Here is a 19,732-nt window from a genome sequence, read left to right as displayed (position 1 = left end):
TAGCCTTGGAGCTTCCCGTTTGTTTTTGTTGTCAACGATCCGGAACGAATGGCTGCCCCAAGGAAGCCGGCGTGTTCATCATCGTCAGACGCTTGTTGCGCGAGATTAGAACGAGAACCACGACGGTTGCCAGATAGGGCAGAGAAGAAAGCAGCTGCGAAGGCACCGGAATGCCAAATGCCTGTGCATGAAGCTGGCCGATCCACACCGCGCCGAAGATGTAGGCACCGGCGAGCACGCGCCACGGCCGCCAGGAGGCGAAGACGACCAGCGCCAGCGCGATCCAGCCGCGGCCCGCGCTCATGTTCTCCACCCATTGCGGCGTGTAGACCAGCGACAGATGGCCGCCGGCAAGGCCGGCGCAGGCGCCGCCGAAGATGACCGCGAGATAGCGGTAGCGGATGACCTTGATGCCGAGCGCATGCGCTGATGTGTGGCTGTCGCCGATCGAGCGCAGTGTGAGGCCGGTGCGGGTCTTGAACAGGAACCACATGACGGCCGCCGTCAGCGCGATCGAGATGTAGAAGATCGGGTCCTGGCCGAACAACAGCCTGCCGACCACGGGAATGTCGGTGAGCACCGGAACGTAGAGGTTTGGCAGCCGCTCGCCGGGCTGGCCGACGAAGCTGGTCCCCATCATGCCGGACAGGCCGAGGCCAAGCAGCGTCAACGACAGGCCGGTCGCCACCTGGTTGGTGGCGAGCGACAGCGTCATCACCGCAAACAGCAGCGAGAACACGGCACCCATGGCGATTGCCGCCAACAAGCCGATCCAGGGCGATCCCGTGAGATAGCCGGCGCCGAAGCCGCCGACGGCGCCCATGATCATCATGCCTTCGACGCCGAGGTTGAGCACGCCGGAGCGCTCGACCACGAGTTCGCCGATTGCCGCGATCAGCAGCGGCGTCGCCGCGGTCGCGATGGTCAAAAGGATGTTGACGGCGATGTCCATCAGCGGGCTTCCTTCAACTTCGGCGCGGCTTCAAGCTTCGCCGCGCTTTTCGTCAGCGCCATGCCGACCAGGCGAATGCGGTAATGGATGAGCGTGTCGCAACCGAGCACGAAGAACAAAAGCATGCCCTGGAACACACGCGCCACCTTGTCGGAGATGCCGAGCGCGCTTTGCACCGCCTCGCCGCCGAGATAGGTCAGCGCCAGCACCAGGCCGGCGGCGACAATGCCGAGCGGATTGAGCCGGCCGAGGAACGCGACAATGATCGCTGTGAAGCCGTAGCCGGGCGAGATCACCGGTTGGAGCTGGCCGATGGCGCCGGAGACTTCCGAAATGCCGGCAAGTCCGGCCAGCGCGCCTGACAGCAGGAAGGCGAAGAAGACCATGCGGTTGAGGCCGAAGCCGGCGAACCGCCCTGCCCTCGGGCTGGAGCCGAGCACGCGGACCTCAAAACCCTTGAGCAGGCGGCTCATCAGCACCCAGATCAGCACGGCTGCGATGAGAGCGAAGACAAAACCCCAATTTGCGCGGCCGGCATCCGGCATCAGTTCCGGCAGCACCGCCGAGTCGTTGAACTGGATCGTCTGCGGGAAGCCGTGGCCCTGCGGATCGCGCCAGGGACCGCGCACCAGCCAGTCGAGGAAAAGCTGGGCGACATAGACCAGCATCAGGCTGGTCAGGATTTCGTTGGTGCCGAAGTGCGTCTTCAAGAGAGCCGGGATTGCAGCGTACGCGGCGCCGCCGACCATGCCGAACAACAGCATCAGCGGCAGCACAAGCGGGCCTTCGAACCCGGGAAACAGCACCGGAATGGCCGAGCCGAAAATGCCGCCGAGGATGAACTGTCCCTCGGCGCCAATGTTCCAGATGTTGGCCTTGTAACAGACCGACAGGCCGACCGCGATCAGGATCAACGGCGCGGCCTTGATCGCCAGCTCATGCAGCTGCCAGACCTGGCTGATCGGCTCGATGAAATAGATCTCAAATGCGCTCAGCGGGTTGACGCCGAGCAGCGCGAACAGAACCGCGCCGGCGATGATCGTCAGGGCGAAGGCGATGAAGGGCGACAGCGCCGAAAAGAGCATAGAGCGCTGCGGGCGTTTGACGAGTTCGAGGCGCATCATGCCGTCTCCAGACCATGTTCGGCGTGGCCAGGCTCGGCGCCGCCCATCAACAGACCGACCTTTTCGAAAGTTGCCTCGGCGATCGGCAGCGGTTTGGACAATTCGCCATTGTGCATGACCGCGATCGCGTCCGAAATCTCGAACAGCTCATCGAGGTCCTGGCTGATGACCAGAACTGCCGAGCCGCTGCGCGCCAGTTCGATCAGCGCCTGGCGGATGTGGGCGGCGGCACCGGCGTCGACGCCCCAGGTCGGCTGGTTGACGACCATGACGGCAGGGCTGCGGTCGAGTTCGCGACCGACGATGAATTTCTGCAGATTGCCGCCTGAAAGGGCCGCGGCTTCCGGATCGGGCGCGCTCTTGCGCACATCCATCGCCACGATGATGCGCTGGGCGGCGGCATAGACCGCACCGCTTTTCACCGCGCCGCCGGTGCCGACAAAAACCTTGCCGTCGGTGGCGTGCCGCGACAGAAGCAGATTTTCCGAAAGCTTCATGCGTGGCGCCGCGCCATGGCCGAGGCGTTCTTCCGGCACGAAGGCAGCGCCCATCAGCCGCCGGCCTGTGATCGAGAGCGAGCCGGCATCCTTGCCGCGGATGCGCACGGATGCGGCGTCCTTCTGCAGCACCTCGCCGGAGACGGATTCGAAGAACTCGCCCTGGCCGTTGCCGGCGACACCGGCAATGCCGATCACCTCGCCAGCGCGCACAGCGAGGTTGATATTCTTCAGCGGGATCGAAAACGGCGTTGCCGGCTTGCGGCTGAGGGCGCGAATTTCGAGCAGCGGCTGCGCGGCCTCGATGCCTTCGGCCGGCGCACGCACCACGGCCTTCACCTCGTTGCCGACCATCATGCGGGCCAGCGACGAAGCGGTTTCCTCGCGCGGATTGCAATGGCCGACGACCTTGCCGTGACGCAGCACGGTGGCGCGGTCGCAGATGCGTTTGACCTCTTCCAGCCGGTGCGAAATGTAGAGGATGGATTTGCCCTCGGAGCGCAGGCGCTCAAGCGTCTCGAACAGCTTGTCGGCTTCCTGCGGCGTCAGCACCGAGGTCGGCTCGTCGAGGATGATGAGCTGCGGCGTCTGCAACAGGCAGCGGATGATCTCGATGCGCTGGCGTTCGCCGACCGAGAGATCGCCGACCAGCGAGTCCGGATCGAGCGGCAGGCCATAGCTGAAGGAAAGCGCCCTCGCCTTGGCCGCGATCGAGCTGATCGGTGAGCCGTCATCCAGAGACAGAGCGATATTCTCGGCCGCGGTCAGCGCCTCGAACAGCGAAAAGTGCTGAAACACCATGCCGATGCCGAGCTTCTTCGCCATGCCCGGACTGGTGATCCGCACCGCTTCGCCGTTCCAGAATATCTCGCCGGAATTGGGCTCCAGCGAGCCGAACAGCATCTTGACCAGCGTCGACTTGCCGGCGCCGTTTTCGCCGAGCAGCGCGTGGATCTCGCCTTTGGCGATGTTGAGGTCGATATGATCGCACGCCGTCAGCGTGCCGAATATCTTGGTCAGGCCACGAACCTCAAGCAGGTTCGCTCCATCATGATCTGCACTCACAGTGCCTCCCATCCGGTTCCCGGACATGTTCTGTGTTCCCGCCAGCATGGTATGCGCTGGCCGCTCTCGTGCGAAAGCAGCACCCACCTTGAAAGAGCTTCAAGAATTTCAGCGGAAACTCAAGGGGTAAAGATTGACCTGCTTCGCACAACAAACCGATCGCCCGGTTTTTCGGGTAAACAGTGCCTGGCGTCGCGGCAAAACGCTGAAAGCAAGGCAAACCTCCGTCAGGGGATCAGTATTGTCGTACCCGTGGTCTTGCGCCCTTCGAGATCGGCTTGCGCCTTGCCGGCGTCCTTCAGCGCATAGCGCTGGTTGATCTTGATCTCGACCGCGCCGCTCAACACCACGTCGAACAATGCCGCGGCGGAGATTTCTAGGTCTTCACGCTTGGCGTTGTAGACGAACAGCGTCGGCCTGGTAGCGAACAGCGAGCCCTTCTGCGCCAGCAGCGACATTGAAAATGGCGGGATCGGTCCAGAGGACTGACCGAAAGAGACGAACATGCCGAGCGGCTTCAGACAGTCGAGCGAGGCCGGGAATGTGTCGTTGCCGACCGAATCGTAGACGACGTCGCATTTTTTGCCGCCGGTGATGGCGGCGACACCGGCGACGAAATCCTGCTCCTTGTAGTTGATGACATGGCCGAAGCCATGCGCCTTGGCGAGCTCGATCTTATCGGTTGAGCTTGCCGTGCCGATCACGGCGGCGCCGAGATGTTTTGCCCATTGTCCCAGGATCAGCCCGACGCCGCCGGCGGCGGCATGAAACAGGATGGTGTCGCCTGCCTTTACTTTGAAGGTCCGGCGCAACAGATACTCCGCCGTCATGCCTTTAAGCATCATGCCGGCGGCCTGTTCGTCGCTGATGCGGTCCGGCACCTTGACGACGCGGTCGGCGGCGACGACGCGCTGTTCGGCATAGGCGCCGACGTTGACGGCATAGGCGATGCGGTCGCCCGGCTTCAGCCAGTCGATGCCTGCGCCGACCTCGAGAACCACACCTGCCGCCTCGCCGCCGGGGATCAGCGGGAAGCCGCCGGGCGGCGGATAGAGGCCGATGCGGTGATAGACATCGATGAAATTGAGGCCGATCGCGGTGTGCCTGACCAGGATCTGCCCGGCGCCGGGTTGTCCCGGATCGGCGTCTTCATAGGTCAGGACTTCCGGACCGCCATGGGCGTGGATACGGACTGCTTTGGACATTGTGGGCTTTCCTGCGGTCAGGCTTTCTTAGTGTCCGGCTTGGCGCCGAGTTTGGGGAAGAACTGCATGATACCGCCGATGCAGGCGAGGTAAAGTCCGGTGATGGTGATGCCGACCTTGGTAAAGACGCTGACCTGTTCGCCCAAAACGCCGATCTGGTCGTAGAAGGCGGCAAGGGCCGCCTGCGCCAGCGCCAGCGCACCGAAAGCACACCAGAGCAGCGTCATGCCAAGATTAATTGGCCGCAGCCGCACCACCCGCACGGGGTGAATGAAGTTGATCGGCACGAAGGTGAGGATGCCGGCCGCCACGACGACGCCGAAGGACACCCACTGTCCCGGCTCGATGACGAACAGCGTGAACACGACCATGTTCCAGACCACCGGAAAGCCTTTGAAGAAGTTCTCCTTCGTCTTCATTCCGGTGTCGGCATAATAGATGGCGCTGGACACCACGATGATGGCCGCCGACAGGAACGACAGCCCTTCGCCCATGAAGCCGCGCTGGTAGAGTGCGAAGGCCGGGATCAGCACGTAGGTGACATAGTCGATGATGTTGTCGAGGAGTTCGCCCGACCAGGTCGGCAAAATCTCCTTGACCTCGAGCTTGCGCGCGATCGGCCCGTCTATGCCGTCGACGAACAGCGCCAGCCCCAGCCACCAGAACATCGCCGTCCAGCGTTGCTCGCTTGCCGCCACCAGCGACAGGAAGGCCAGGAACGAGCCAGACGCGGTCAACAGATGCACCGAGAATGCCCGCGCCTGCGGCCAGGTGACCTTCTTCTTCGGCCTCGGAATCCGGTCGGTGATCTTTTTGGCGGCGTTCCTGGCGGTTGTGTTCTTGCTCACGGGCCCCGCCAATCCAGTTTGCAGATTTCGGCCGAGCGGCCGGCAAAGTTCCAGTTGCGGCCGAAAGCCCGCATCTTGCTCTTGTCGGACCTGGCCACGATGATCTCCGGCGCGATCCAGTATTCCGAGTTGCCGATCACGGTATCCTTCTCGCGATCCTTGCCGGGAATCGGTGTGACCGCCCCGTCGATGATCTTCGGTATCTGGAAAATACGGGTCTTGTCACGCGTCTCGTAGGTGATCGGCACCTGCTCGACGCCGAGGAACTTGCCGACAAGGATGGACAACAGCGTGGTGGTTCCGCCGGCCTTCCGGTGAAGATCCTGGTCAGCGCTTTCACCGCATAGACGGAGGCGCGCTTGTCGATGAACAGGCCTGCGGTCCAGTTGCCGCGGCTCATATAACCGGGGATTTCCATGACCAGTCCGAGATTGAGGCCGGACAGGTCGACCTCGCCGAAATGGCCTGCGTCGATGCGGAAACCCGCCCAGGTCTGACAATAACCCTCCGTCGGCGGATGGCTGCCAAGCGACAGCACGCAAGGACAAAAAACCGTGCAATTGCAGGAGAGTACGAGCTCTCCTTTCATTGCCCAGCCTTGCTCTGCCATGGAATTATCCCCCGTCATGCCGAGACTACTAGCAGGGCGACTACCCAGACAAGCAGTATCGCACCGGCCACTCGGGTTGGAAGGCTGCCGGTGGTCTGTTTTTCGATCAAGGTGAACAGGCCGATCAGCGCCATCCAGAACACGTTCATCGCGCCGACGGCAAACATCACCAGCATCAGCGCCCAGCAGCAGCCGAGGCACCACAGGCCCTGCTTCAGCCCTAGCCGGAAGATGCCACCCGGCTCCGCGCTCCAGTTGGAAAACAGTGTCGAGAACGGGTTCCGGCATTTTGTCAGGCAGGCCTGCTTGAGGCTGCTGAACTGGTAGAGGCCGGCAACCAGCAGCGCGGCCGCCGCGGCAAGGCCGCTCACCGGATCGAGCAATCGAGCGGAGGACGCAAATGCGTGGACGAGCAACGTCAGCACCGCGAAGCCGATAGAGGCGACAAGCCATGTCGAGAGGTAGCCGGCAACCAGGACCAGCGGATGGGCCACCGGCTCGCCCTTGATGCGGGCGGTGTCGGCGATTTCACAATAGGTACGGATCATCGGCGCCGCCGACGGCAGCATCGTCGCCACGGCCATCAAAAAACCACATCACGATCAGCGCCAGAACCGGTGCGCCGCCGGCATCAAGTGGTGCGGGCGTCAGGCACATGCCGAAGAAGCGGTCGAGGACATCCGGCAGCGGCAGTTGCGGCAGATATCGCAGGACCACATCGCCTGGTACGCCGGGGAGCCGGCCTTCGGCGCCGCGGATCGCCATGGCGCCGAGAATGAACCAGGCGAGCAGAATGCCGCCGGCGATGGCGATGTTGACCGTCAGGCGGGGGCTGCGGGCCAGGCTTGCCGTGGCGCGGCCGGCGCGGTCGAGATGGCTGAAATCGTCCTGCTGGCCGGTCATGACAACCGAATGAGCCTAATCGCCGCGTTGATCAAGCCGCATGGTCTGACCTATATCCATGGGTAGACACCTGCATCGCAAACTGGAAGTCCAATTTGGATCATCGCGAGACAGCACGGATACTGGTAGCCGGCAGCGGCCCTGCCGGACTGATCGCGGCGCTCGGTTTCGCCGAGGCGGGCTTTCCGGTAACCCTGGTCGGACCCGAAGCAGGCGGGCCCGATGGCCGGACCACGGCGCTGATGAACCCTGCTCTCAAGGTTCTCGATCGGCTGGGCGTGCTGGCCGAACTTGCGCCGAAGGCCGCGCCGCTGAAGGTCATGCGCATCGTTGATGCGACCAGCCGGCTGATCCGCAGCCCGGTGGTGACTTTTCGCGCCATGGAGATCGGCGAGGAGCAGTTCGGGCTCAACCTGCCCAACAGTGCGCTGAACCCGACGCTGGCCAAGTCCGTCGCGGCCCATCCCGGCATCGAATGGCTGACGTCGATGGTCGAGAGTTGGCGTCTGGACGCCGATCAGGCGCATGCCGTCTTGACTGATGGTCGCGAAGTCTCGGCCGCGCTTGCGGTCGCTGCCGATGGGCGCCTGTCGCCGGCGCGCGAGGCGGCAGGCATAGTGGCCTCGGTGCGATCCTACCGCCAAGCGGCGCTGGTGTTGAATTTCGGCCATCGCAGCGAACACGGCTTCACCTCGACCGAGTTCCACACAGAGACCGGGCCGTTCACCCAGGTGCCGCTGCCCGGCAACCGCTCCAGCCTCGTCTGGGTGGTGAAACCGGAGGCGGCGAAGGACCTCGCCGCACTCGATGACGCGACGCTTTCCGAGCGTGTCGAGCAGCAGATGCAGTCGATGCTGGGCCGGGTGTCGGTCGAGCCCGGCCGACAAATTTACCCGCTTTCAGCGGCATCACCGGGGCGCTTCGCGCAAAACCGTGTGGCGCTGGTCGGCGAGGCTGCACATGTGTTCCCTCCGATCGGGGCCCAAGGTCTAAACCTCGGCATCAGGGACGTTGAGGATCTGATTGGAATCGCACGCGAAAATCGCGGCGACCCTGGCGCCGCAAGGGCTTTGGCCGCCTATGATTCCAGGCGCCGTCCCGACGTTCTGGCGCGTTCGGGCGCGGTCAATCTGCTTAACATGTCGTTGCTGTCGGACATGTTGCCGGCGCAGATGGCACGCAGCGCCGGCCTCAATGTGCTCGGCAGTTTCGCGCCGCTGCGCGCCTTTTTCATGCGCGAAGGCTTGAGGCCGGGCAGCGGCTTTGCGGCGCTTACCGGCGGTTCAGGGAAACAGGTCCGGCGGTAAGATGCCGTGGCGGATCATGTAGAGCAGCCCGGTCACCGTCAGCACCGAGAGACAGGTGGTGATCATGACGCTGGCCGAGGCGCGTTGCACCCAGACGCCATATTGCTGGGCGATGACGAAGACGTTGGTTGCAGTCGGTAATGCCGCCAAAAGCACGGCTGAAAAAACCCAGATTTCGGAAAAGTTCCCGATCCAGCTCAGCACGACGTAGCAGAGCAATGGATGCAGGATCAGCTTCAGCGCCGCGATCGACGCCAGTTCATGCGGCACGCGGTTGAGCGGCCGGAGCGCAAGCGTCACGCCCATGGCAAACAGGGCACAAGGGGCGGCTGCCCGCGAAAGATATTCAAGCAGGCGATCGACCGGCTGCGGTGGGTGAAAGCCGAGATAGGCGGCGCCGACGCCAAGCGCGGTCGCGATGATGAACGGGTGCAGGACGATTTTCCTGACTACGCCGAGGATGAGCCGCCACGGCGATGTCTTGTCGTCGCCCGACAGCGCCATCATCATCGGCGCGATGGCGAAATGCATGATATTTTCGAAGCAGAAGATCAGCGCGACGGGAACCGCCGCTTGTTCGCCGAAGGCGAGCAGCGCCAGCCCCGGCCCCATATAGCCGATATTGCCGTAGGCCGCGGCCAGCGCCTTGATCGTCGACTGGGCGATCTCGCCGCGCGACGCCGTCACCGACCATACGAACATGATCGAGAAGATCGTGTAGGTGGAAAATACCGAGCCGAAGATGAAGCGCCATTCGGTCAACTGTTCGAACGGCGTGCGGGCCAGCAATTGGAAGAACAGGGCAGGAAGCGCGACATAGACGATGAAAGTGTTCATCCAGCCAAGCGCCTCCAGCGGCTGCCTGGTCATGCGTGCGACCAGAAAGCCGATGAAAATCAGCCCGAAGAACGGAAGAACAAGACCGACGACGTCAGACATTTTTGCCCTGGCCCGAAACCCCTGGACCGGGCTAGCCCGTAGCTTCATCGGGCGTCAAGCGCTTCGGCATTGAACTGACACGCTATCTGCGCCAAATAAAGCCTGATCCCAGACCTAAGTCGGGCTCGATTTTTGGCCACGGTGTGTGTAAATTCAAAGTCTTAGAGCGCTCTTCGCACATTCGAGGGGACGCCGGGCGCTCTAGAGGCTTAGTGGTGAGTATGATGAAAACGGCCAAATTTTCGATCGGACAGGTGGTTCGTCATCGGCTGTTTCCGTTCCGCGGCATCATTTTCGATGTCGATCCGCAATTCGCCAACACCGACGAATGGTACGAAGCCATCCCGGCCGACGTGCGGCCGCGCAAGGACCAGCCGTTCTACCATCTGCTCGCTGAAAACTCGGAAACCGAATACATTGCCTATGTCTCCGAGCAGAATCTGCTCGAGGATCAATCGGGCGAACCGGTCCGGCATCCGCAGATCGGCGAGATGTTCGACAAGCGGCCGGACGGACGCTATGAGCCGAAACGCCAGTCGAGACACTGACATCACCTTGCATCGACGTGACGACAACAAAAAAGCGGGGCATGACCCCGCTTTTTGTCGCTCCGGTATCTGTCCCGGCGATTAGTTGGCGGCTTTGGCCTTGGCCTGCTCGTCCTTGAGCTTCTTGGCGAAGTCCTGGTTGTTCTTGACGACGAAATCCTGAAGTTTTTTCTGCCGATCCTCGATGTCCGACTGCTGCAGCGGCGCGCCGTCAAAGGCGCCGCTGAAGCCGGTCAAGGCAACCTTGATTGGATTTGGCTGACTCTGGAAGTTGATCGAGGTCAGCGTGATCGCCTGTCCCTTCTTGAAGGACGCGACGAGCGCGTCGGTCAGCGGCACTTCGGCAACGCAACGGTCGGCGAAGCAAATGACATAATCCAGCTTCGTCGCCTTGCCGGCGTCTATTTGCAGGGCGATGCCGGGGGCACCAGGCGACCTGGGGGAACCGTGACCTGGAAGACCTTGCGGTTTACCTTGCCCTTCAACTCGATCAGGCTGACGCCGGTGACGAACTGGCCGTTGCCGGCAGTGATGATGTTCTGGACATTGCAGATGTCGACATCTTCCTGCTTAGTGCAGGCCTTGAACCAACCCTGCGGAATCTGTTGCTGTGCCGAAGCGGTGGGAAGTCCGGCGCCCAGAAAGCCGACCACGCCCGCGGCCAGGACCGAAAGGCGGTATGCGTTGCTGTTCAGGCTCGTCATGTCGTGCATTTCCTCTCAAATGATCCCGGGACCGGCTTCTTCGCGCCGTGTGGTCCTGCTACCTGTTGCCGAATTGAGGCAACAGAATGACTTCGGAGCGCGTGTTACACTGCATGAGCAGCCGAATCCAGCCCGCCGCCTGCAATTCTTGGCCTCGCAATTTGGGTCGTGCGATTTGGGTTGATGTATCTGGCCGGAGCGCCGCGGCGCCATGTTAGGGTGCACTCCGAATCATCAAGCCGCCCAGTAAGGAGACGGTCATGGGCCGCATTCTTGTTTGGCTGATCGCCGCAATTTCGTTCTTCGCCTTTGCACCCGGCGTGGCGATGTCGGAACCGAAACATGCCATCGCCATGCAGGGCGAGCCGGCGCTGCCAGCCGACTACCAGCATTTCGACTACGTCAATCCCGATGCGCCCAAGGGCGGCAACATCACTTACTGCGTCGTCGGCAGCTTCGACAATCTGAACCCGTTCATCCTGAAGAGCCTGCGCACCACGGCGCGCGGCATGCAGGACCTCATTTTCGGCAATCTCGTCTTCGAGCCGTTGATGATGCGCAACTACGACGAGGCCTTCAGCCTCTATGGCCTGCTCGCAGACACGGCCGATATGGATCCCGAGCGCAAGTGGATCGAGTTCCATCTCAACCCAAATGCAAGGTGGTCCGATGGCGAGCCGGTGACGCCGGATGACGTGCTTTTCACCTACGATGTCTTCACCGACAAGGGCCGCCCGCCCTATAGGGACCGCATGAGCCTGATCGCCAAGCTCGAAAAGACCGGCGATCACAGCGTGCGCTTCACCTTCAACGACAAGGCCAATCGCGAGACCCCCTTGATCATCGCGCTAACGCCGATCATCCCAAAGCACGCCTTCAACAAGGATACCTTCGACAAGACGACGTTGAAGCCGGTGATCGGCAGCGGTCCCTACATCATCGACAAGGTGCAGCCGGGACAGCGCATCGTCTTCAAGCGCAATCCAAATTACTGGGGCAAGGACATCCCTTCCAAGCGCGGCTTCGACAATTACGACCAGATCACCATCGAGTACTTCCTCAACGCCAACGCCAAGACGGAAGCGTTCAAGAAAGGCATCTGCGCCATTTACGATGAGGGCGATCCGGTCAAGCGCGAGCGCGATATCGATTTTCCCGCCTTCCATCGCGGCGAGGTGATCGCCGAGACCTTCGACACCGGCATACCGCCCGTGGTGACCGGGTTCCTGTTCAACACGCGGCTGGAGAAGTTTTCCAATCCGGAGGTGCGGCGCGCGCTCGGCATGCTCTACGACTTCGAATGGGCCAACAAGAACCTGTTCGGCGGCAAGTACACGCGCACGATGAGCTACTGGCAGAATTCCGAACTTTCCGCGCTCGGCCATCCCGCTAGCGACAGGGAAAAGGCGCTGCTGGCGCCCTACCCCGGCCGCGTGCCGGCCGATGTCATGGACGGCAGCTGGCGCCCGCCGGTGAATGACGGCACCGGCCAGGACCGCAAGGTGCTGAAGCTGGCGTTCGACCTGCTGAAGAGCCAGGGCTACGCCGTTAGGGATGGCGTCCTGCTGGATCCCAAGGGAAACCCGTTCGGTTTCGAGATCCTGACGGCGTCGCAGGACGAGGAACGCTTTGCCGCCATCTATCAGCGCTCGCTGGAAAAGATCGGCATCGCGGTGACGATCCGCAGCCTCGAGGCCGACCAGATCCAGTCGCGCAAGCAGCGTTTCGACTTTGAGGTTCTTGTCGGGTCCAGCGGGTTCAGCAACTCGCTGTCGCCCGGTATGGAGCAGAACCTTCGCTGGGGTTCTTCAGAGGCCAAAAGAGAAGGTTCATTCAATCTGGCCGGCGTCGCCGATCCAGCGGTCGACGCGGCGATCGACGCGATGCTGAGAGCACGGACCAAGGAAGACTATGTCGCCGCCGTGCGCGTGCTCGACCGATTGCTCATCTCCGGCAATTACATGGTGCCGATGCAGTACAACGCGCAGCAATGGCTCGCTTACTGGAATTACCTGGACCATCCCAAAAAGACGCCCATATTCGGTTATCAATGGCCGACATGGTGGCGCAAGCCGAACTGAGCGTAGCCGAGATCGGTCTCGCTGAAACGTTCGGCTGCAGGAGATCAAGATGAGCGATGACAATTCCATTACCATCGACGTGGTCTCCGACGTCGTCTGCCCCTGGTGCTTCGTCGGCCAGAGGCGGCTCGACAAGGCGATCGCCGCTGCTGGCGACGTCCAGGTTCATGTGCGCTGGCGGCCGTTCCAGCTCGACCCGACCATCCCATCCGAGGGCAAGGACCGGCGCGAATACATGCTGGCCAAATTCGGCAGCGACGAGCGCATCCGTCAGATGCATGCCCGCATAGAGCCGCTCGGCGAAGCCGAAGGCATCGATTTCGCTTTCGACGCCATCAAGGTGGCCGCCAACACGCTGGACGCGCATCGCGTCATCCGCTGGGCGGGCGCCGCCGGTGAAGCCGTGCAGAACCGGCTCGTGCGCCGGCTGTTCCAGCTGTATTTCGAGAAAGGCGGCAATATTGGCGACCACGCCGTGCTGATCGACGCCGCCCGCGAGGCCGGCATGGACGCCGCCGTGGTCGAGACGCTGTTGCCGACCGATGCCGACGTCGAGGAGGTGCGCACAGAAATCGCCACGGCATCGCGGATGGGGATCACCGGCGTGCCGTGCTTCCTGCTCGAAGGCAAATACGCCGTCATGGGCGCGCAGGACGCCGACACGCTGACTGATGCCATCCGCCAGGTCGCGGCCGCAAAGGCCAAGGGCGAGCTGGAAAAGACGGGCTAGTGCCTGTTCCATCCCGATGGAAATCGGGCTGGGGCTCTATCTCCTTGTTTGAGCATGATCTCTGGACAAAACGGTTTCCCGTTTGTCCGAGAAAACCGGCAACCACTTTTCGGGATCAAGCTCAGGTTATTTCACCGTCACCTTGGCCTTGCTGAGGAAGAAGCCATGCCCGCTGCTGCCCATGCAGGTCAGTCCCTTGGTTGACGACTGGCAGGTAAACGGCCCTTTGCTCCAGCTGCTGCCGTAACCCAGCTTCGCGACATCGCTGCAGCAGCCCTGCTCGCCCGGGTTCTTGATCAATGTCGCCGGGCCGTTCGGCCCGAGGATCACGGTGACGTAGCTGGGCTCGACGCGCGAACAGCTCAATTCGGGACCGCCATCCTGTGGCTCGTAGGTGCTGGTGCCACCCTTGGGCGTATAGATGCAGCCGATGTTGCCGGACGGAGCATTGAACTCGATTTGCCCTTCGGCGCTTGCCGCAATGGTCTGGCTGCCGGCGTGCGCCAGAGGCAGCCAGGCAAGGAACGACAGGATTGCGGGAGCGGCGGCGCGTGCAAGCATGGAGAGCTTCCTTGTTCAAGAACCGGATATGCATGGGTGCCGACAGTGCCGGCAAGGTTCATTCCAGCGCGCACGATTGTCAAACGGCGTTAAGCTGCAGCTAAAAAGCGCGTGCGGACTCATGAACAGTCGCTGTGCAGGGCGATCTTGCGTGGCCCGACATGATGGCCTGTGAGATGATTCGCGCAGCCTTGGAGCGATCACCGATGGCAGTTTTTCGACCGATCCGGTTAGCGCGCACCAGGAAAACCGGCTGACGGGCAAGGCTTTTTGGTCACAAAGCCGTGTATGAGCCTTCCCTCAGGGAATATTTCCGCACATCTGAGCGTTCTCGCAAAGCACTGAAACGAAGGGGATATTTGGCCTGGAAACGGCGGCATCCCAGCACCGACTGTTGCCTCATGGCAACGGCGGGTGGGCTGCCTCACATTCGCCGGGATAAAATTCATAGAAAATGATCAATTGGTGTTACTATCCGTAACAAAACTAAAAAAGGTTTGGGCGGGATTGTGATTCGGGTCGACAGACCGCGACGTTCAATATCGGCACTTTGGAACCGCGACGCCCCCGCCGGGCCGTCGCCCCTGACGCCAGTATCGTCGATGCGGACCTTCTGGGGACTGATGCGGGCCTACTGGTTCTCGGACCGGTGGAGAGAGGCCTGGGCTCTCACCGTCGTCCTCGCACTCATCATAGCCCTGTCGAGCAAGGCCGACGTCTGGTTTACCGTGTTGGCGGGCGAACTGGCAGCCTCAATCGCTTTTTTCCACGACGCCGCGAATACCACGCCCCTTGAATCAGTGCTTACCAATGCCGGCCTGCTTGTGCTGCTGGTCGTGTTCAAGGACATGGGAATCATAGGCGCCTGCAAATTTGTATCGGCGACATTGCATCGCAAATGGCGCGCCTGGTTGAACGCGCGTTTCAATGCGGCGCTGCTTGATACCAACCATACTCACTACCACGCTCAGAATGGCTCGCCAGATGCGCCAGCGCCCGACAACATCGATCAGCGCGTGCAGGAATCCATCAAAGACATGGCGGGCGGCGCCATCGGGCTTGCCCAAGGTGTCTTCGGCGTCTTCACCTCACTTTATTTTGTCGGCGGCGCTTTGCTGGCGAATTCCGTGGAGGTAAAAGGCCTGGATGCCCTCGGCAGCTATGGCAGCGCCGTCCTCGCTCTGCTGGCGGTTGCCATCTACGTGCCCGTCAATACCTGGATCGCGATCAAACTCGGCGGAATGCTGGAGTGGCTCAACGTCAGGATGCAGAAGGCCGAAGGCACCTATCGCAGCGAGCTGATCACCTTGTTGCGCCGTAGTTTCCATGTGTCGGCGTCGCAAGGCGAAGACGTGCAAAAGACGATACATGGACGGCTCTATCTCGATATCGATACCACCTGGTCGAAGCTCAACATCGTCAACACCCTCTATGCGGGATTCGAATCGGTCTATAATTTTGTCGGGGCCAAGGTTGTCGCCTACGGACCTGGTCTGGTGCCGTTCATCCACAACGGCGTCGACCTCAAGGGCTACATAACCGGTTCCGAGCAGGTCAACGCGCTGATCAGCAAATGTTCCTGGTTCATCCATGTCATGCCGAGTCTCGCCACGTTGCGGGCCAACAGCCAGCGCGTCATTGAGTTGGCGAACGCCATCGAAAACGTCCAGCAGCCGCAAGACTTCTACAGCCAGACCGGCCAGTCCGACTTCCACTATGCCAGCCAGAACCCCGTCTTCGGCCTGACCATCCAGAAGCTCGAACTGGCGCATCAGGGCGAGGACGCCACGCCATTCCTGAGTGCTGCCAATCTGCGCTTCCGGCGCGGCGAGTGGGCATTCCTCAAGGGCGAATCCGGCTGCGGCAAGACTTCACTGATCAAGGCGATCAACGGCCTGTGGCCCTATGGCCGCGGCACCATCGTCTTCCCTGACGGTGTGAGGAGCTTCTATGCCGCCCAGGAGGTCAAGCTGCAGCAGGTGTCGCTGAAGCAGCTGGTGTGCCTGCCCGGCTCCGAGGACGACTATGGCGATGCGCAGGTAGCGGCAGCCCTGCACAAGGCCGGCCTTGGCGATTTCATCGAACACATGGCCGATGAAAGCCGCGAGGGAAAGATCTGGGACCAGCTGCTGTCCGGCGGCCAGAAGCAGAAGCTGGTTGTGGCCCGCATCGTGCTGCAGCAACCGGGACTGTTGTTCCTCGACGAAGCGACCGGCGCGCTCGATCCGGATGGCAAGATCGCCTTCCACCAGGCCATCAAGGACAACTGTCCCGATGTCACGGTGATCAGCATCATGCATGAGGCGGTGCCGCCACGTTCGGCCTCGGGCGAGGAATTCTACCATAGCGTGGTCGCGATCGCCGACGGCGTCGCCACCAAGAGGCCGCTTGTTCCGAACCTTCCGCGCGAGCTCACCACCATCCTTACGCAGCCGCGGCCGGTCGAGGACAAATGGATGCGTTTTTCACGCCGGCTGAAGCAGAAATAGCAGCCACGCCGAAGCGCGTTCCGCCACTGGCGGCGGGGCACTCGCTCCCTCCCCCTTCAATAATCATCACAGTCTCGCGATTGGGCCGGCTCCCGGCTGTTTTCCGCCACCCCCGCGATTGACTCGCCAAGATGCGCTCCTATGTTGCGCCCGCTCGCTGAATTCCAACTCGAACCCGCGAGCAGAAAGGTCACCGCGCCATGCCTGGCGACAGTAGTCGAACGCAACCGCCGTCCGCCTCGATGTGACCTCTAACGGCTCACGTCCCGCCGGACGGCAAGGAGTGAGCCATGAACGAATTTACCCCCGTCGTAGCGGGCGACGATGCCGTCGCTATCGCGCGTATCCTTGCCAATGATCACGTCGCCGATGTCGTCGAGGCCCTGAACCGGGAAGCTCGCGATACCGCGATAGAACTGCTTTGCGAAATGCCGTTCGAGCGGCTGGTCGAGATCTTCGACCAGCCTGAACTCGACGGCGCCTCCGATCTGGCCGAGGCGCTGCCGCGCGCCAAGGCGTGCAAGCTCCTGACCGCCATGTCGGTCGACCGCGCCGCCGATATCCTGCGCGAACTGGACGAACCGGCGCGCTCCGAGCTGCTCGGCGGGTTGGTCCCGCCGCTGCGGGCAACGCTGCTTTCCATTCTCGGCTATCCCGAAGGCAGCGCCGCCTCAATCATGACGACCGAATTCGTCAGCGTGCCGTCGGACTGGTCCGTCGGGCGCACGCTCGACTACATCCGCAAGGTGGAGCGGACGCGGGAGACCGTCTACGCCATCTACATCGTCGATCCAGACACGCATGTGCTGGTGCGCTCGACCGGCCTGCGCCGGCTGATCACCGGCGAGCCGGACGATCCGATCCTGTCGGTGGCGCCGGATCGCGCCCCGGTGACGGTGACGCCGCTGACCGATCGCGAAACACTGGCGCAGACGATCTCCAAATATGACCTGCTCGCGGTTCCCGTCGTCGACCACGGCAAGATCCTCGGCATCGTCACCATCGACGACATCATCGACACCATGATCGAGGAGACGACCGAGGACGCGCATCGTTTCGGCGGCATGGAGGCGCTCGACGAGCCCTACATGAAGATGAGCTTTCTCGCGATGATCAAGAAGCGCGGCGGCTGGCTGTGCGCGCTGTTCATCTCGGAGATGCTGACCGCCAATGCCATGCAAAGCTATGAAGGCGAACTGCAAAAAGCGATCGTGCTCACTCTGTTCATCCCGCTGATCATGAGCTCGGGCGGCAATTCCGGTTCGCAGGCGACCTCGCTCGTCATTCGCGCGCTGGCGCTGCGCGAGATCGGCCTTCGCGACTGGTGGCGGGTGGCGTTGCGCGAATTGCCCACCGGCTTCGTGCTCGGCGCCATGCTTGGCGTGGTCGGCATCTGCCGCATCGCGCTCTGGCAATATATGGGCTTCTACGATTATGGGCCGCATTGGCCGCTGATTGCGGCGACCGTGGGGGCAGCACTCGTCGGCATCGTCACCTTCGGCTCGCTGTCGGGGTCGATGCTGCCGTTCGCGCTGAAACGGATCGGCTTCGATCCGGCCAGCGCCTCGGCGCCGTTCGTCGCCACGCTGGTCGATGTCACCGGCCTGGTGATCTATTTCTCGGTGGCGCTGGTCATCCTGCGCGGCACTTTGTTGTAATAAGCTTCAGGCCTCCCATCGCGGTGGCAACAGCGGCTGCCATGGGGGGTTCTTCAAGATCGAGCGCGCGGGCGTCAATCGACCCGCACGCCGTTCTTCACGCGGTAGGTGGGCTTGTACATGGTGACCAGTTCCTCCGCTGCCGTCGGGTGGACGGCCATGGTGCGGTCGAAATCATCCTTGGTGACGCCGGCCTTCAGCGGAATGCCGAGCAACTGCGCCATCTCGCCGGCGTCCGGCCCGAGGATGTGCGCGCCGAGCACTTTTCGCGTGGCGCCATCGACCACCAGCTTCGTCAGCATCTTTTCGTCGCGGCCCGACAGCGTGTGCCGCATCGGCCGGAATGTGGCGCGGTAGATTTCGATATCGGAGTAGCGCTTGACGGCATCGTCCTCGGACAGCCCGACGGTGCCGATCTCCGGCTGTGAGAAGACGGCGGTCGGGATGGTGTCGTGGTCGGGCGCGGTCGGATTGCCTTTGAATGCGGTCTCAATGAAACACATGGCCTCGTGGATCGCCACCGGTGTCAACTGCACGCGGTTGGTGACGTCGCCGATCGCCCAGATGTTGTCGATGTTGGTGCGGGAATACTGGTCGACAACGATGGCGCCGGTTATGCCGAGTTCGATGCCGACGCCTTCCAGGCCCATATTCTCAGTGTTGGGGAGGCGGCCGATGGCGAGCATGACCTGGTCGACGGTCAGCACCTTGCCGCCGGTGACCAACGCATCCAGCCTGCCGTCCGGCCGCTTGCGGACCCATTCCGACACGGCGTGGCAGAGGATCTTGATCCCCTTCTTTTCCATGGTCTCGTGCAGCATGCGCCGCAGGTCCATGTCGAAGCGCGACAGTATCTCCTTGCCGCGATAGACCAGCGTGGTGTCGACGCCCAAGCCATGGAAGATATTGGCGAATTCGACGGCGATGTAGCCGCCGCCCTCGATCATGATCGCCTTGGGCAGTTGCTTGAGGTCGAAAACCTCATTGGAAAAGATGCAATGCTCGTGACCGGGCAGCGCCGGGTGCGGCGCCGGCCGGCCGCCGGTGGCGATCAGGATCTGGTCGGCGGTGACGGTGCGGTCATCGCCCAGGAGATGCACGACATGCGGGTCGACCAGCATGGCGCGCGAGTGGAACGTCTCGCCGCCGGCGCCTTTCACGTTCTTTTCGTAGATCGCTTCCAGACGGGCGATCTCGCGGTCCTTGTTGGCGACCAGCGTCGGCCAGTCGAAGCTCGCCTCCGGCACCGTCCAGCCATAGCCGGCGGCGTCGGCAAAATGCTCGGGAAATTGCGAGGCATAGACATAGAGTTTTTTCGGCACGCAGCCACGGATGACGCAGGTGCCGCCATAGCGGTATTCCTCGGCGATGCCGACACGCTTGCCGAGCGCTGCCGCCACGCGCGCCGCCCTCACCCCGCCGGAGCCGCCGCCGATGACGAAGAGATCGTAGTCGTAACCGGCCATGCTGCTGTTCCTTGCCCCAAGAAATGTTTGAGACAGGTAGGCTGC

At 62.2% G+C, this 19,732-nt stretch carries 16 protein-coding genes and 2 pseudogenes; 6 read left to right on the top strand and 12 right to left on the bottom strand.

The genetic code is table 11. The annotated features are described in order from the left end of the window. Positions 1–31: 31 nt before the first annotated feature. The 8 genes and pseudogenes from NLY44_RS07710 to NLY44_RS07675 all read right to left on the bottom strand — a co-directional run bounded on the left by NLY44_RS07710 (position 32) and on the right by NLY44_RS07675 (position 7,204). Entirely contained in the window at positions 32–952 is a 921-nt protein-coding gene (locus tag NLY44_RS07710) for an ABC transporter permease (RefSeq protein ID WP_023668962.1), read from the bottom strand. Then, complete coding sequence (locus tag NLY44_RS07705) at positions 952–2,076, bottom strand: ABC transporter permease (RefSeq protein ID WP_031201686.1); 1,125 nt, start codon at positions 2,074–2,076, stop codon at positions 952–954. Before NLY44_RS07705 ends, NLY44_RS07710 begins: the two co-directional genes overlap by 1 nt. Then, the gene (locus NLY44_RS07700) at positions 2,073–3,650 is read right to left on the bottom strand and encodes an ABC transporter ATP-binding protein (protein ID WP_023805177.1); all 1,578 of its coding nucleotides are present in this window, start codon (positions 3,648–3,650) and stop codon (positions 2,073–2,075) included. Before NLY44_RS07700 ends, NLY44_RS07705 begins: the two co-directional genes overlap by 4 nt. A 215-nt stretch (positions 3,651–3,865) precedes the next feature. Then, positions 3,866–4,843, bottom strand: a complete 978-nt coding sequence (locus NLY44_RS07695; protein WP_023805176.1) for a quinone oxidoreductase family protein — start codon at positions 4,841–4,843, stop codon at positions 3,866–3,868. 17 nt (positions 4,844–4,860) lie between these two features. Further along, positions 4,861–5,691, bottom strand: coding sequence for a phosphatidylcholine synthase (pcsA, locus tag NLY44_RS07690; RefSeq protein ID WP_023668966.1), 831 nt, complete (start codon positions 5,689–5,691; stop codon positions 4,861–4,863). Continuing rightward, positions 5,688–6,301 (bottom strand): annotated as a pseudogene (locus NLY44_RS07685) (DUF1326 domain-containing protein). The gene pcsA and the pseudogene NLY44_RS07685 overlap by 4 nt, the downstream one beginning before the upstream one ends. Before the next feature lie 14 nt (positions 6,302–6,315). Next, positions 6,316–6,849, bottom strand: coding sequence for a DUF2182 domain-containing protein (locus NLY44_RS07680; protein ID WP_245263777.1), 534 nt, complete (start codon positions 6,847–6,849; stop codon positions 6,316–6,318). Next, positions 6,830–7,204: a hypothetical protein gene (locus NLY44_RS07675; protein WP_245263775.1), complete on the bottom strand. Its 375-nt coding sequence runs from the start codon at positions 7,202–7,204 to the stop codon at positions 6,830–6,832. The genes NLY44_RS07680 and NLY44_RS07675 overlap by 20 nt, the downstream gene beginning before the upstream one ends. A 95-nt stretch (positions 7,205–7,299) precedes the next feature. Between NLY44_RS07675 and NLY44_RS07670 the strand changes: the two genes are divergently transcribed. Beyond that, a complete protein-coding gene (locus tag NLY44_RS07670; protein ID WP_023805175.1) occupies positions 7,300–8,511 on the top strand; it encodes a UbiH/UbiF family hydroxylase in 1,212 nt (403 codons plus the stop codon). Here the strand turns inward: NLY44_RS07670 and NLY44_RS07665 are convergent. After that, positions 8,488–9,450, bottom strand: coding sequence for an AEC family transporter (locus tag NLY44_RS07665; protein ID WP_023734007.1), 963 nt, complete (start codon positions 9,448–9,450; stop codon positions 8,488–8,490). The genes NLY44_RS07670 and NLY44_RS07665 overlap by 24 nt on opposite strands. Positions 9,451–9,674: 224 nt before the next feature. On the opposite strand from NLY44_RS07665, the gene hspQ reads away from it, so the two are divergent. After that, positions 9,675–9,998 carry a heat shock protein HspQ gene (hspQ, locus tag NLY44_RS07660; protein WP_023668971.1) on the top strand — a complete coding sequence of 108 codons (324 nt, stop codon included), beginning with the start codon at positions 9,675–9,677 and terminating at the stop codon, positions 9,996–9,998. Between the two features lie 81 nt (positions 9,999–10,079). Here hspQ and NLY44_RS07655 read toward each other — a convergent pair. Then, positions 10,080–10,702: pseudogene (locus NLY44_RS07655) on the bottom strand (invasion associated locus B family protein). Between the two features lie 260 nt (positions 10,703–10,962). On the opposite strand from NLY44_RS07655, the gene NLY44_RS07650 reads away from it, so the two are divergent. Continuing rightward, positions 10,963–12,783 carry an extracellular solute-binding protein gene (locus NLY44_RS07650; RefSeq protein WP_023805174.1) on the top strand — a complete coding sequence of 607 codons (1,821 nt, stop codon included), beginning with the start codon at positions 10,963–10,965 and terminating at the stop codon, positions 12,781–12,783. A 49-nt stretch (positions 12,784–12,832) separates the two neighbouring features. Continuing rightward, entirely contained in the window at positions 12,833–13,513 is a 681-nt protein-coding gene (locus NLY44_RS07645; protein WP_023805173.1) for a DsbA family oxidoreductase, read from the top strand. A gap of 126 nt (positions 13,514–13,639) precedes the next feature. Here NLY44_RS07645 and NLY44_RS07640 read toward each other — a convergent pair whose 3' ends face one another. Further along, positions 13,640–14,074, bottom strand: a complete 435-nt coding sequence (locus NLY44_RS07640; protein WP_023805172.1) for a hypothetical protein — start codon at positions 14,072–14,074, stop codon at positions 13,640–13,642. A 602-nt stretch (positions 14,075–14,676) separates the two neighbouring features. Between NLY44_RS07640 and NLY44_RS07635 the strand changes: the two genes are divergently transcribed. Together NLY44_RS07635 and mgtE are read left to right on the top strand one after the other, a co-directional pair. Further along, positions 14,677–16,563 carry an ABC transporter ATP-binding protein/permease gene (locus NLY44_RS07635; protein WP_023805171.1) on the top strand — a complete coding sequence of 629 codons (1,887 nt, stop codon included), beginning with the start codon at positions 14,677–14,679 and terminating at the stop codon, positions 16,561–16,563. A 290-nt stretch (positions 16,564–16,853) separates the two neighbouring features. Then, positions 16,854–18,221 carry a magnesium transporter gene (gene mgtE, locus NLY44_RS07630; RefSeq protein WP_023710502.1) on the top strand — a complete coding sequence of 456 codons (1,368 nt, stop codon included), beginning with the start codon at positions 16,854–16,856 and terminating at the stop codon, positions 18,219–18,221. A gap of 74 nt (positions 18,222–18,295) precedes the next feature. Here mgtE and gor read toward each other — a convergent pair whose 3' ends face one another. Further along, positions 18,296–19,687, bottom strand: coding sequence for a glutathione-disulfide reductase (gene gor / locus NLY44_RS07625; protein WP_023805170.1), 1,392 nt, complete (start codon positions 19,685–19,687; stop codon positions 18,296–18,298). Between the last annotated feature and the right edge of the window lie 45 nt (positions 19,688–19,732).

The sequence above is a fragment of the Mesorhizobium sp. C089B genome, from assembly GCF_030323125.1.
Lineage (GTDB): Bacteria > Pseudomonadota > Alphaproteobacteria > Rhizobiales > Rhizobiaceae > Mesorhizobium.
This window is presented reverse-complemented; position numbering and strand designations above follow the sequence as displayed.

Coding starts and splice junctions, on each gene's coding strand:
- gor (WP_023805170.1), bottom strand. CDS start 19,687: ATGGCCGGTTACGACTACGATCTCTTCGTCATCGGCGGCGGCTCCGGC.
- NLY44_RS07665 (WP_023734007.1), bottom strand. CDS start 9,450: ATGTCTGACGTCGTCGGTCTTGTTCTTCCGTTCTTCGGGCTGATTTTC.
- mgtE (WP_023710502.1), top strand. CDS start 16,854: ATGAACGAATTTACCCCCGTCGTAGCGGGCGACGATGCCGTCGCTATC.
- NLY44_RS07675 (WP_245263775.1), bottom strand. CDS start 7,204: ATGACCGGCCAGCAGGACGATTTCAGCCATCTCGACCGCGCCGGCCGC.
- NLY44_RS07710 (WP_023668962.1), bottom strand. CDS start 952: ATGGACATCGCCGTCAACATCCTTTTGACCATCGCGACCGCGGCGACG.
- NLY44_RS07640 (WP_023805172.1), bottom strand. CDS start 14,074: ATGCTTGCACGCGCCGCCGCTCCCGCAATCCTGTCGTTCCTTGCCTGG.
- NLY44_RS07695 (WP_023805176.1), bottom strand. CDS start 4,843: ATGTCCAAAGCAGTCCGTATCCACGCCCATGGCGGTCCGGAAGTCCTG.
- NLY44_RS07705 (WP_031201686.1), bottom strand. CDS start 2,076: ATGATGCGCCTCGAACTCGTCAAACGCCCGCAGCGCTCTATGCTCTTT.
- NLY44_RS07650 (WP_023805174.1), top strand. CDS start 10,963: ATGGGCCGCATTCTTGTTTGGCTGATCGCCGCAATTTCGTTCTTCGCC.
- NLY44_RS07680 (WP_245263777.1), bottom strand. CDS start 6,849: ATGATCCGTACCTATTGTGAAATCGCCGACACCGCCCGCATCAAGGGC.
- NLY44_RS07645 (WP_023805173.1), top strand. CDS start 12,833: ATGAGCGATGACAATTCCATTACCATCGACGTGGTCTCCGACGTCGTC.
- NLY44_RS07700 (WP_023805177.1), bottom strand. CDS start 3,650: ATGGGAGGCACTGTGAGTGCAGATCATGATGGAGCGAACCTGCTTGAG.
- NLY44_RS07635 (WP_023805171.1), top strand. CDS start 14,677: ATGCGGACCTTCTGGGGACTGATGCGGGCCTACTGGTTCTCGGACCGG.
- hspQ (WP_023668971.1), top strand. CDS start 9,675: ATGAAAACGGCCAAATTTTCGATCGGACAGGTGGTTCGTCATCGGCTG.